We start from the raw sequence: 12,378 nt of genomic DNA on the forward strand, positions 1-12,378 counted from the left end.
ATTACTTATCCTCAAAGGTTATATTTATATTTATTTTCATATTTTTTAATGCTTCTCTAATGCTACTTTGATTTAGTGTAGAATTAATTTCTTCACTAATTTTATGAGCAATGTTTTCCTTTATAGTATTATCTTTTATATCAAGCTTATCGTGAATATTTATATCTGTACCAAAATTATCTAGAACCTCTTCGTTAAGAGCTATTTTCATAGCTTTTTCGCTTATTTCATCTATATTATTTATATTCTTATTATCTTCTTCTAAAATATCCTTTGGCATATCTGTTTGATCTGAGATATCATCATGAATATTATCATCAAGAATTTCACAGTCTTTATCATGTTGTTCCTCTATAATTTCGTCCAATACCTCATTTAAACTCTTATCATTCTCTATAATATCATCAGAAACATCTTCTTTTAAATCTCCATCATCACTATTGAAGTCTTCTTTTAAATCCAAATCATCATCTATTGTAATTTCTTCTTCTTGTGCATCATTTAATTCTTCATCATCAGAACCCAAAACTTCTTCGAGCTTTTGTTCAAAATCATCACTGGTATTTAATTGATCTGCTAAATCTTTATCCTCATCTTGCTTTAAATCATCTATATTGTAAGTAGAATTATCATCTCCCATGTTATCAATCTCATCTATAATACTAGCAAGCTCGTCTATATCATCAACATCTTTGGCATCTATATCAGAAATTTCTTTTTCTAAATTTTCTTCAAATTCTTCTACAGTTTTGCTCTCTTCTAAACTTTCTTCACCCAAATGATCTTTCGACAAATCTTCTTCATCTTTTAATTCTTCTATATTTTCTTCATCTGATATTTCATTCATTTTATCATCAAAATCTAGCTCTTCATCATCGCTTATATTTTTAATATCTTCTTGTGGTTGTATATCAGTAGCAAGTTTTACATCATTCATAACATCATCAAAATCATTAAATTTGAGATCTTCATCATCTTTTGTACTAAAATCAGCAAAAGAAGCACTTGAAAAAGACTCAATAATCTCAATAAACTTTGTTGGCAAAAACGGTTTTTCTAGGATTATTCCACCCTCAGGCCTATTTTGTGAGTTTTTAGGTACCAAAAATATAGTGTAATTTGCAAACGTTTTTAGGTTAGAATCAAAACCATCTACTTCACTATCTACTACCAAGATATCTGGCTTAGATAATATCTCATCCTTAGATGTAACTTCTAAAAACTCATATCCTAATTTATTGACACTTAGGCCAATAAGTCTTGAAACCGCAGGATTATTATTTAATAAAACAACTTTCATAAATTTCTCCTTTGAAAACCAACTATACTATTTTATGATAAATTTGATTATTAATTGCTTAGCTAAAAAATAAATTTGGTAAATTATTTATACCCAATAAAAGAAGTCTTTTAAAAACTTCCATAATTATACCAAGAATCGCTATTAACACAACATAAGCCATACAAATTTTTATAGGATATCCAACAACCAAAAGATTGAATTGTGGCATAGTTTTCATAAGCATTCCAAATATAAAATCAGCCATAAGAGAAAATGCAAGTACTGGAAATGCTATGATAAACCCAAACATAAAGAGATTTATAACACTCTTTGATATATATGTTATAAGCTCTGGATTTGGATAAAAGCCACCAAGCGGAATAAAATCAAGCGAGTTAGCAAAAAATAGTAGCACAACATGATGACAATCTAAAAGTAAGAACAAAATAAGAGCCATAAAATTTAAGATATTTGACATAATTGGCGTATTTATACCACTTTGAGGATCAATAACACTTGCCATTGTAAGCCCCATAACAAAAGCAATCTGTTCACCTGCAAGTTGTAATGCTGCAAATATAAGATACAAAATAGTTCCAGCACAAAGTCCAAAAAGTGCCTCACTAAGTATTTCTATAACAAGATAATTCATATAATTATCATTATATCCTGCTATTTTTGCCATAGGAAAAAATAGCAATGTAAAAAGCATAGCAAGCGAAGTCTTAACAACAAAAGGAATTTGTGCATGAGAAAAAAATGGAAAAAATAAAAATAGTGCACTCATTCTAACAAAAAGAAGCATGAATGTCAGTGTGTTTTGGTTAGATATAAAATTTACTATCTCCATTTTCGTAGTTGTCTGTTTTCAAGACGATAAATTTGTGAACATTTTGAAGCTAAATCTTCATCATGAGTAACCAGGATAAGTCCGCCACTTTTTTCTTTTACATAGTCAAATAAAACATCCATAACCTCTTTAGATGTTACTTTATCTAAATTGCCAGTTGGCTCATCAGCAAAGATTATTTTAGGCTCTTTATTTAAAACTCTAGCAATGCTCACTCTTTGTTGTTGCCCTCCACTTAGCTCTGTTGCTTTTTGCTTTAAAACATTTGAAATTTTAAGTTTTTCAAACAATTTCTTATCTAGTTTTTTATCAGCTAAAACAGTAGCTAGTTCGATATTTTCTAAAGCACTAAAACCTTTAAAAAGATAATGTGATTGAAATATTATACCAAAATCATTTCGCCTTATATCAAGTTTTTGCTTGTCATTTAATGCATAAATAGATCTATTTTTATAAAATACTTCGCCAATTTTTGGCTTTAAAAGAGTAGATAATGAGTGTAAAAGAGTAGACTTACCACAGCCACTAACACCTAGTATAGCCATGGTATCACACTCTTGTAAATTTAAGCTTACATCTTCAAAGAGCGGGTAATCGTATTCACAAGTTAATTTCTCCGCTCTTAAGAGTTCCATATTTAGCCTATTTGAGCTGCAACCTCAGCTGCAAAATCTTCACTTTTTTTCTCCAAGCCTTCACCAACTTCAAATCTAACATAATTTGTTATAGTGATTTTTGCACCAAACTCTTTACTTTTTTCTTCTATAACTTGCTCAATTGTCTTTTTATCATCCATTACAAAGAATTGTCCAAGCAAAGTAAGTCTTTGATCCAAGATAGTGTTATCAGCTATAAATCTATCTATTTTACCTGGAATTATATGATCCCAAATTTTTTCAGGTTTACCTTCAGCTTTTAACTCAGCTTTGATATCATCTTTTGCTTTTGTAATAACTGTATCATTTAGTTGCAATCTGCTTGCAAATTGTGGGATATGATGAAGTGGTTTGCCAAGTCTAGTTAGTTCTTCATTATCTTTTTCAAGTTCAGCTTTTAGAGCAATAAATTCTTTTTCAACAAAATCAAGCTCTAAATCTTTATAGCTTATAACTTGTGGTTTCATAGCAGCTGCATGCATACAAAGCTGTCTTAAAAACTCAGCAACTTTTTTCTTATCAGCGCCTTCACAAGTTGCACTTATGATAACGGCTACTCTGTTATTTGAATGTATATAACCATTTACAACGCCATCTTTTTGTTCAACTGTAGCAAATCTTCTAACAACAATATTTTCACCTATTGTTGCAATTTGAGTCTTTAGATTTTCGTCAAATTTAACACCGTTTATAGTGCTATTATTTAGCTCATCTACTGTTTTTATAGATTTATCTTGTATGTGTTTTGCTGTATTTTCTACAAGTGAAATAAATTGTGCATTTTTAGCAACAAAGTCAGTTTCTGAATTTACCTCAACAACTGTTGCTTTTGTAAGCTCATTATTTATAACTACACTAACAAGACCTTCGCTGGCTAGTCTATCAGCTTTTTTAGCTGCTTTTCCAAGACCTTTTTCTCTTAGATAATCAACTGCTTTTTCCATATCGCCATTAGTTTCAACAAGTGCTTTTTTACACTCCATCATTCCAGCTCCAGTGCTTTCTCGGAGCTCTTTTACCATCGCTGAGCTTATTTCCATTATTCTTCCTCCGCTTCTTCAAAATCCTCTTCACTCATAGCTTCATCAAGAACTTCATCTTGTTCTTCTTTTGTTATAGGTTTTTCAGCATTTTCAACTACTTCATCTTGATCTCTTAAAGCTTTACCTTCGTTTATTGCCTCTGCAAACTCTGCGCAAAATAATTGTATAGAGCGTATCGCATCATCGTTTCCTGGAATTGGATAATCAACAACATCTGGATCACAATTTGTGTCTATTGGAGCAACAACTGGTATACCAAGTCTATTTGCTTCTGTAACTGCTATTTTTTCTTTTACAGTATCAATAACAAAGAACATATCAGGAAGAGTTTTCATATTTCTAATACCACCCAATGTATCGATTAATTTCTCTTTTTTACGGCGTAGCATTAGAGCTTCTTTTTTTGTAAGAAGGTTGATTGAACCATCTTCTTCCATTTTTTCTATAACATCTAGTTTTCTAATTGATTGGCGAATTGTATCAAAGTTTGTCATCATACCGCCAAGCCATCTATGATTTACATAAGGCATACCACATTTTTCAGCATATTCTTTAACAGCTAAACCTGATTGTTTTTTTGTTCCAACAAAAAGGATAGTTTTACCCTCAGCTGCTGCATCTCTAACGATATTGTATGTATATCTGAAATATCTGATAGTTTTTTGTAGATCTATAATATAGATACCTTTTCTCTCGCCAAAAATGAATTTTTTCATCTTTGGATTCCATCTTCTAGTTTGGTGGCCGAAGTGAACACCACACTCTAGTAAATCTCTCATTGTAACCATAAGTTGTCTCCTTGTGCGAAAAATCGCGAAATTTAGTTTTTCCTCCACACCCCTTAACAAGTCTACTTGCAACCAAATTTAGGAATGGATGTGTGTGAAATGAGACTCCGATTCTACCAAATTTAAGATTAAATATTTATAAATTTATAGTATAATCAATCTAAAAATTTGCAAGGTTGGCAAGAGTGATTTATGAAAATAAACTAATATATTTAAAGCAAGAAATTAGTGAAATTCCATGGGTAAAAATTTTTACAAAAAAAGAATACAAAGAGCTTAGTGATTGCGATGAAGCTACCAGAAATGCCATTTTTAAAGCATCGCTTTGTGTTGAAAAAACCATGCTTAAATTTTATAATCCAGATAAAATCAACATGGCTAGTTTTGCTAACTATGTTCCAAAAGTACACATACATGTAATGGCTAGATTTAAAAACGATAGTTACTTTCCTGAATGTATGTGGGGTAAAAAACAAAGAGAAGGCAAATTAAACTTACCAAATTTTGATGATTTTTGCACCGTGTTAAAATCAAATTTAAAGGAATGCTTTGAAGCAAACTCTTAAAACTTTTTCAATTATAATATCTGTTATATTTATTTTTACAATTGGAATATGCTATTATAAATTTAAAATAAGTGAAGAAGAGCTAGCCATAAAGCAATATTTTGATATAAATTCTGAGATTTTACTAACAACCATAAAAGAAGATAATATAAACGCAATGACACTTTCTTTACTTCTTTCGCAAAATGAAGATATAAAAAATTGTCTTATAACAAAAGATAGAAATTTTTGTAGCAACACATTAAACAATTATATTAATATTCTAAATAAGATTCCGCTTTATCAAAATATTATGCTTCATGTTCACACAAATGAGCTAAAAAGCCTAGTAAGAAGCTGGAATTATGATAAATTTGGAGATGATTTAACTAGTTTCAGACATACTCTTTTGGAGATGAAGAACTCAAAAAAATCATCTTATGGCATTGAAGCAGGAAGGTGTGGAGTTTTTATAAGAGGAATATCTCCTGTTTTAAATAATGGTAAATTTTTAGGAAGCTTAGAAGTTATGCTTGATTTTGATCACTTAGGAGCCATTGCAAAAATAAAAGGTTATAATATATTTGTATTGGTAGAACAAAGATATTTCTTGGAATGCTTTGAAAAAAAAGATATACGCATAAAAAACTACGCCATTTTAAATGAAAGTGGTGCAAATTTAGATGTATTACCTACTCTTAAAAAATTTGATTTTGAAAATCAAGACTTTATAAACATAGGCTCAAACTACTTTTAAAAAATCGAGCTTCACGATATCAAAAACAATAAAATCGGCTTTATCGTACTTCATTTAAATAAGAATAAAATAGAAAACGGTATATCTAAACTCAACACATTACTAAATTAAATTTTATCTAAAAACTTTTCCTTATAAAGTTGCATTTCATAACTAAATATACTTCCTTTTCCATAAACAGAGTTTACATTGTAAAAAATTCCATATTTTTTACATATTGATAAAATTATATTTAATCCTAAACCAAAACCACCTTGAGATAAATCTTCCCTTATATATCGTTTCCAAATTTCATTTGTATCTTTTATACCACGCCCAAAATCTTCAACGCTAAAAATCATATAATCTTCATCTTTTTTGGTTAAATTTACTATAATCTTGTTATGTTCTTTAGAATACTTTATGGCATTTGATAAGTTATTATCAACTAGTCTTATTGCCTCAGCCTCGCTCATAAAAATATCTAAATTTGACTCTATATTTGAAATGATTTCTATATTTTTTACATTTGCAATGGTACTTAAAAATTTAATCCTCTCATGTATAAAATTAGAAAAATCTATCTTAATTTTTGGGAAATTTGTATGTGAATTTTTAATGAAAAACTCAACATCCTCATAGGTAACTTTCATCTCTTTTAAGGCTGATTTTATGCGGTGTGTATGTTTATCTTTATAGCCTAGCATTTCTAAATTTATACTAGCTATTCCAAGAGGAGTTTTTAGCTCATGCATAGCATCATTAAAAAACATACTCATGACTTTTCTTTGCTCTTGATAAGGTTTTACAACACTTATATAACTTACATAAGCCAAAGCAAATACTACAATTACAGTAAGCATTGCCATTAAGGTAGTTATAAAAATAAATTTTGAGTAGTTTATTTTTTTAGCAACTATTAAAAATAAAACATCACCTTGTGTTATAAATGATGTCTTATAATACAAATAACCATCACTTTTTAAAATTTGAAAATCTTTACTTTTAGGTTTATTTGAGAGTTTTGAATATAAGACATTTTCGTCTTTGTCATATATTGCAAACTCATATATCAACGTGCTTTTGTTTTGAATATTTTTAATATCACTTATTATCTCTCTACTTTTGTATACTAAATTTAAGATATCTGTATTTTCATCATTTTTTGAGCTTAAATTTATTATTTGAATACCTTGAAATATAAACAAAATTATTATACTAATAGTAGTTATTATCGGTATATTTGCTTTTTTAAGCATTTATTTTGTATCCAAATCCCCTTGAAGAGATTATAAAATCTTCATAAGTTTTTTGTCTAATTTTACTAATATGAACTCTTATATCTGCACTATCTACGCTTTTATCTTCCCAAATTTCATCTATCATCTCGCTTATAGATGTAAAAGAGCCAATTTTACTTAGCAAATACTCCATTATAAGTATCTCTTTGTTTGTTAAAACTATATCTTTATTTTGATATTTTATGGTTTTTAAAACAGTATCATATTCATAGCCATTTGAAAGTTTGATGATATTTTTATTATCTTTATTGTAATACTTTCTCATAAGTTCATTTACTCTAAACTTAAGCTCTTCAAGCTCAAATGGCTTTTTTAGATACTCATTACAACCAAGTTCATATCCATAGCTTAAATCTTCTATACTAGTTAGAGATGTCATTATCATTATAGGAGTTTGTAAATTTAGGTTTTTTGCGTATTTTATAACTTCATGCCCAGAAATTTCTGGAACTTTTATATCTAGGATTAAAAGATGATAGCTTGAAGCAGCTATCTTATCGCACGCTTCAAGCCCATCACTCGCTTCATCAACCTCATAACCAAGAGAACATAAATACTCCTTGATACTGATTCTATAAGCATAATTATCCTCAAGCAGTAATATCTTTATATCATACTCCTGTAAAAAGTTGTCCCGCATACACTATATAATACCTTAGCGCAACCACACCAATTAGAACGACAAGTGAGTTTAACACTATAAAACCTGGTTTATACGCGTGGTTTTTAAGCGCAGTAACAGCTATGATGATAGGTGTTAAAAGTCCAATTCCAACAACAACTATCCAAAATAAATTTCCATAAAATCCATGACTAAGCGCTTGTGAAGCAGCAACTGCACTCTGTCCACCTTCAAATTTCATACCTACAAACAAAATGAAAAGCAAAGGTAACTCAAAAAGTATAGCACGTAAATCTAAAACTAAAAGATATTTTATGCTATCTTTGTTTAATGAACCTTTAAAAAATGCCATCCCAATAAGTATGTTTGCTGCAATTCCACTTGAAAATCCAGAAACTAAGAATAAAATAGGTAAAATAGGGGTATTCCATAATGGAATTTTGCCAATAGCACTAAGCAAAAACCCTGTATACATTCCTACACAAATTGCCAGTATTAACAAAATATACTCTACAAATTTTGATATACTTGCAAAACTTCTAATTATTCTTGGAATAAAGCTAAATACAGATAAAGTGCTACTTTTTTCTATATTATCCTCAAATATAATAAATGCAAAAAGAACGCTAAGTGGTGTATAAATTAGTAAAAATAAAACACCAAGACTCATAACAGAACCAAAATTATATGTTATGAGCAACCAATAAAAGCTAAGTGGCTTACCAAGATCAAATATAAGTAGTAATAGTCCAGCAATAATAGCAATAGGTGCCGTTATAGCTCCGGCTTTTACCATAGCATCCCAAATAGATGAAGTGTTATCTGCGTGTTTGTTCCATTTTACAAGAAGCGCAATGATAGTACAACCTGCACTAAGTCCAGCTAAAAATAGATATACAGCAATCGGCCATGGCCAGTAAATAGCGTCATATTGCGCCATATCTCCCCACATATTATTCATGATATCCCCCTCTTCTATTTTTTATGTATCCTAAAGATGGCTTTGTTCCTTTATGAGCCTTAGGATATATCACGCTATTAGTTGCCAAAGCTTTACTAACTGCACTATTTTTATCATTTGCATCTCCAAATATTAAAGCATTTGTAGGACAAACTGTCACACAGGCTGGATCAAGCCCTGCAGCCAATCTACTTTCATAAAAAAATGTGCATTTGCCTATAACTTTAGTAACAGGATCTACAAATCTTGCATCATAAGGACATGCTAAAACGCAGTATTTACAGCTTACGCAAGTTCTTGGATCAACTAAAGTTATGCCATCTTCTGTTTTAAAGCTAGCTCTAGTTGGACATACATCCACGCAAGGACTTTCTTCGCACATAACACAACTTTGTCTTTCAAAATTTATTTGCAAATTTGGAAAGGTTCCTTTCATGTTCGCATGTACTTGAAGTCTATAAACTCCATCACTTACATGGTTTTCATTTCTACATGCAACAGAGCAAGCTTGGCATCCTATGCATAAATTTTCATCGTGTATCATTACATATTTTTTCATTTTAGCCACCTTATAACTTTACTATATCAACACCAACATTTGTAACCATTGTGCCACAAACATTTCCATCGGCTGGATTTAAAATTTTACTTTGGTTAGTTCCATCACCATAAGTTCTTTTTAACTCTTTGCTTGTATGACCAAATCCATGATAAACAAAAAGAGAATCTTCTCTTATACCCTCAGTTACAAAAACAGAACCTTTTTCTTCGCCAAATTGATTTTTTAACATAATTTTATCACCAGTTTTTAGGCCTTTTTTGTTAGCTGTTTTTGTATTTATCCAAATAGGAGATTCTTTCATCATATCATTAAGAACTTTGATATTTTGAGTATGTCCATTTGTATGTATTGGAGTTTTACCTGTCATCAAGCACAACTCATGACCATCAAATACATCCATATTGTTTGTATTTAAACAGCCTTCACCAGGTAGTTTTTCTTCGACTTGCAATGAGAATAGCTCTATCTTGCCACTTGGAGTTTTGAATTTCATTTCAGAACTCATTTCTCCATTCTCATCAACAAATTTAGCTGCATTTGGATAAGCTTCTACAAATTTAGAAACAAAGTTTGCTTCTCTATAGTAAACTTGTGGCACTTTCCATGTTACATATCCGTCTTTTATAAGCGCCTCAAGAAGCTTAGCATCGCCTTTTGCTTGAATCATTCTAAACTCATTAATATCATTCCATTTATAAAGACTGTCGATATTCATAATTTTAGCAAGTTTTCTAAATATCTCATATCCACTTAGCGTACCGTTTATTGGCTCAACTGCTTTGTTTCTCATGTAAAAGCCTGGCGCTGTACCTGATTTATCTTGAATACCCTCATCTCTTTCAAGATAAGTTGCCTCTGGTATAACAACATCAGCATATTGACTAAAATCGCTCATATAAACATCAATTGACATTACAAAATCAAGCGCATTAATAGCTTTTATTGATTCTTCTGTTCCAGCAACATTAATAAGATGATTAAATCTCGTGTTTACCCATCCTTTTATAGGATAAGGTTTAGAGCTTAAAATAGCAGGAGCTATATCCATTAAAACACCATGTTTTCTAGGAACAAAAAAGTGTCTACTTCCTTCTTCACCACATCCATCAATCCTTGGGCCTTTTGGTATTTTAAAGTCTTTGTTTGGATTTTCTAGTGTTGGAAATAACTCTTCTCCACAAAGCTGATTAAACTTCTCAGAGTTTTTACCAAAGTAAATTCCACCTTTTTTCTCAAAATTGCCCATCAATGCATTAGCTATAGCTATAGCTCTTGTTCTTTGGTATTCTGCTCTTGTTGTGGTTGTTTTATGGCCCCAATCTATTATAACTTGCGGGGCTTTTGAGTAAATTTCATTAGCAATTCTCTCAACTGTTTCTGCTTTTATACCAGTTATAGCTTCTTGCCATTTTGGTGTTGATGCTTCAACACTTTTTGCAACCTCATCAAAACCTATTGTATATTTTTCAACAAATTTTTTATCATATTTGCCATCTCTTATCCATACATGAATAATAGACATCAAAAATGCTAAGTCTGTTCCAGGCTTAACAGGTAACCACTCATCAGCTTTAGATGCAACTACGCTAAATCTTGGCTCTAAAACCAAAAGCTTTGTATCTTTTTTATCAGCAAAATCCATTAATTTTCTAGATTCTGATATATCAATTCCCTCAAAAAGATTATGACCGAAATTTACAACATATTTAGCACTTTTAAAATCTCTTTTTGGTACTGCGCCAAATGTATGAGGAACTGCTATATTGTATGATATAGGGCAACATGACCAATGAGAAAATACATTTTGGCTTCCGTAGCTACAGGCAAAATTTGTTATTTGATCATGACTTTCACCTGTTTTTGATGTAAATACTACACTTTGTGCACCGTATTTTTGTTTAATCTCATTTAGCTTATCAGCACAATATTTCAAAGCTTCATCATAGCTAACTTCACGCCATTTACCCTCACCTCTCTTACCTTCTCTTATAAGCGGTTTTACGAGCCTATCTTTATCGTAAAGTTGATTTAATCCCGCACCGCCTCTTGCACAAACTGATGTTTTGTTTGATGAAAACTTTTTGTTTCCAGTTATTAAAGCACATTTGCCATTTTCAACTCTTACGTCTATAGGACAGCGCGAGGAACACATTTCGCACACGCTCCCAACATTCTTGTTTACTCCAGCACCTTCTACGATATCTTTTGCATTAGCGCCTAAGTTTAACTCTAAGGCTGCTAATGTGCCAATACCAGCTGTGCCTTTTAGAAAGCTTCTTCTATCCATTTTTGCACTCCTTTTTTAGTTAGCATTAAGACATATTAAATCATCATCGTAAAATTAATGTAAAATATTTGGAAACTTTTTATTAATTTGATACAATCATAAATAAAATTAAAAAGGCATTGATATGAATGAATTTTTGCAAAGCGACATGTTTAGGTATGTAGGCATACCTGTTTTAATATGTTTAGCAAGAATTATAGATGTTACCATTGGAACCATAAGAATCATTTTTGTTTCAAAAGGTAAAAAATTTATAGCGCCTATTTTGGGTTTTTTTGAAATTTTAATATGGTTAATGGCTATAACCCAAGTGATGTCTCGTTTAGATGGATGGCAAAATTATGTAGCCTACGCACTTGGTTTTGCTCTTGGAAATCTCTTTGGCATACTTCTTGAAGAAAGGCTAGCTTTAGGGCATGTTGTAATTAGGATAATCCCCAAAATAAAAGCTCTTACTTTGGCAAACACTTTAAGAAATAATGGACATGATGTAAGTATGATAAATGCAAAAGGAAATCAAGGCGATATAGATATACTATTTGTTGTAATAAAACGCTCGCAAATTGACACTATAATACCAATAATAAAAGAACATAATCCATGGGCATTTTACACAATAGAAGATCTTAGATATGTAAATTTACACATGCTAGATGTTCCAGTAAATCAAAAAAACATAACTAAATTCTCAAAATAATAAAAAGTAAATTTTGGCACATTAAGTGCCTTTAATTTACTAACTCTC

The 12,378-nt window shown here is 30.7% G+C and carries 13 protein-coding genes; 3 read left to right on the forward strand and 10 right to left on the reverse strand.

Features of this window, described 5'->3' with window-relative positions; translation table 11 throughout:
• Position 1: 1 nt before the first annotated feature.
• Genes ACZ5VL_RS00925 through rpsB form a run of 5 tightly spaced genes read right to left on the reverse strand, consistent with a single transcriptional unit; the run spans position 2 to position 4,619 of the window.
• Positions 2-1,300: a hypothetical protein gene (locus ACZ5VL_RS00925; RefSeq protein WP_464199097.1), complete on the reverse strand. Its 1,299-nt coding sequence runs from the start codon at positions 1,298-1,300 to the stop codon at positions 2-4.
• 58 nt (positions 1,301-1,358) lie between these two features.
• Positions 1,359-2,132, reverse strand: a complete 774-nt coding sequence (fliR, locus tag ACZ5VL_RS00930) for a flagellar biosynthetic protein FliR (RefSeq protein ID WP_464199099.1) — start codon at positions 2,130-2,132, stop codon at positions 1,359-1,361.
• Positions 2,123-2,767 carry an ABC transporter ATP-binding protein gene (locus ACZ5VL_RS00935; protein WP_464199100.1) on the reverse strand — a complete coding sequence of 215 codons (645 nt, stop codon included), beginning with the start codon at positions 2,765-2,767 and terminating at the stop codon, positions 2,123-2,125. The genes fliR and ACZ5VL_RS00935 overlap by 10 nt, the downstream gene beginning before the upstream one ends.
• A 2-nt stretch (positions 2,768-2,769) precedes the next feature.
• A complete protein-coding gene (gene tsf, locus ACZ5VL_RS00940) occupies positions 2,770-3,828 on the reverse strand; it encodes a translation elongation factor Ts (RefSeq protein ID WP_464199102.1) in 1,059 nt (352 codons plus the stop codon).
• Complete coding sequence (gene rpsB / locus ACZ5VL_RS00945) at positions 3,828-4,619, reverse strand: 30S ribosomal protein S2 (RefSeq protein ID WP_464199104.1); 792 nt, start codon at positions 4,617-4,619, stop codon at positions 3,828-3,830. The genes tsf and rpsB overlap by 1 nt, the downstream gene beginning before the upstream one ends.
• A gap of 185 nt (positions 4,620-4,804) precedes the next feature.
• Between rpsB and ACZ5VL_RS00950 the strand changes: the two genes are divergently transcribed.
• Together ACZ5VL_RS00950 and ACZ5VL_RS00955 are read left to right on the forward strand one after the other, a co-directional pair.
• The gene (locus tag ACZ5VL_RS00950) at positions 4,805-5,185 is read left to right on the forward strand and encodes an HIT family protein (protein ID WP_464199106.1); all 381 of its coding nucleotides are present in this window, start codon (positions 4,805-4,807) and stop codon (positions 5,183-5,185) included.
• Positions 5,169-5,921: a cache domain-containing protein gene (locus ACZ5VL_RS00955; protein ID WP_464199107.1), complete on the forward strand. Its 753-nt coding sequence runs from the start codon at positions 5,169-5,171 to the stop codon at positions 5,919-5,921. The genes ACZ5VL_RS00950 and ACZ5VL_RS00955 overlap by 17 nt, the downstream gene beginning before the upstream one ends.
• A 107-nt stretch (positions 5,922-6,028) precedes the next feature.
• Here ACZ5VL_RS00955 and ACZ5VL_RS00960 read toward each other — a convergent pair whose 3' ends face one another.
• Genes ACZ5VL_RS00960 through phsA form a run of 5 tightly spaced genes read right to left on the reverse strand, consistent with a single transcriptional unit; the run spans position 6,029 to position 11,633 of the window.
• Positions 6,029-7,159, reverse strand: a complete 1,131-nt coding sequence (locus tag ACZ5VL_RS00960) for a sensor histidine kinase (protein WP_464199108.1) — start codon at positions 7,157-7,159, stop codon at positions 6,029-6,031.
• Positions 7,152-7,811 carry a response regulator transcription factor gene (locus tag ACZ5VL_RS00965; RefSeq protein ID WP_464200216.1) on the reverse strand — a complete coding sequence of 220 codons (660 nt, stop codon included), beginning with the start codon at positions 7,809-7,811 and terminating at the stop codon, positions 7,152-7,154. The genes ACZ5VL_RS00960 and ACZ5VL_RS00965 overlap by 8 nt, the downstream gene beginning before the upstream one ends.
• 1 nt (position 7,812) lies before the next feature.
• Entirely contained in the window at positions 7,813-8,784 is a 972-nt protein-coding gene (gene nrfD / locus ACZ5VL_RS00970; protein ID WP_464199110.1) for an NrfD/PsrC family molybdoenzyme membrane anchor subunit, read from the reverse strand.
• Positions 8,777-9,343, reverse strand: a complete 567-nt coding sequence (locus ACZ5VL_RS00975) for a 4Fe-4S dicluster domain-containing protein (protein ID WP_464199112.1) — start codon at positions 9,341-9,343, stop codon at positions 8,777-8,779. The genes nrfD and ACZ5VL_RS00975 overlap by 8 nt, the downstream gene beginning before the upstream one ends.
• 10 nt (positions 9,344-9,353) lie before the next feature.
• A complete protein-coding gene (phsA, locus tag ACZ5VL_RS00980) occupies positions 9,354-11,633 on the reverse strand; it encodes a thiosulfate reductase PhsA (RefSeq protein WP_464199114.1) in 2,280 nt (759 codons plus the stop codon).
• Positions 11,634-11,757: 124 nt separating this feature from the next.
• Between phsA and ACZ5VL_RS00985 the strand changes: the two genes are divergently transcribed.
• The gene (locus ACZ5VL_RS00985; protein WP_464199116.1) at positions 11,758-12,330 is read left to right on the forward strand and encodes a DUF2179 domain-containing protein; all 573 of its coding nucleotides are present in this window, start codon (positions 11,758-11,760) and stop codon (positions 12,328-12,330) included.
• Positions 12,331-12,378: the final 48 nt, after the last annotated feature.

The organism is Campylobacter sp. GTC17093 (genome assembly GCF_055397635.1).

Bases quoted from the DNA above. Each gene is read 5' to 3' on its own strand.
- nrfD (WP_464199110.1), bottom strand. From the start codon at position 8,784: ATGAATAATATGTGGGGAGATATGGCGCAATATGACGCTATTTACTGG.
- ACZ5VL_RS00935 (WP_464199100.1), bottom strand. From the start codon at position 2,767: ATGGAACTCTTAAGAGCGGAGAAATTAACTTGTGAATACGATTACCCG.
- ACZ5VL_RS00975 (WP_464199112.1), bottom strand. From the start codon at position 9,343: ATGAAAAAATATGTAATGATACACGATGAAAATTTATGCATAGGATGC.
- ACZ5VL_RS00925 (WP_464199097.1), bottom strand. From the start codon at position 1,300: ATGAAAGTTGTTTTATTAAATAATAATCCTGCGGTTTCAAGACTTATT.
- rpsB (WP_464199104.1), bottom strand. From the start codon at position 4,619: ATGGTTACAATGAGAGATTTACTAGAGTGTGGTGTTCACTTCGGCCAC.
- ACZ5VL_RS00985 (WP_464199116.1), top strand. From the start codon at position 11,758: ATGAATGAATTTTTGCAAAGCGACATGTTTAGGTATGTAGGCATACCT.
- phsA (WP_464199114.1), bottom strand. From the start codon at position 11,633: ATGGATAGAAGAAGCTTTCTAAAAGGCACAGCTGGTATTGGCACATTA.
- ACZ5VL_RS00960 (WP_464199108.1), bottom strand. From the start codon at position 7,159: ATGCTTAAAAAAGCAAATATACCGATAATAACTACTATTAGTATAATA.
- fliR (WP_464199099.1), bottom strand. From the start codon at position 2,132: ATGGAGATAGTAAATTTTATATCTAACCAAAACACACTGACATTCATG.
- tsf (WP_464199102.1), bottom strand. From the start codon at position 3,828: ATGGAAATAAGCTCAGCGATGGTAAAAGAGCTCCGAGAAAGCACTGGA.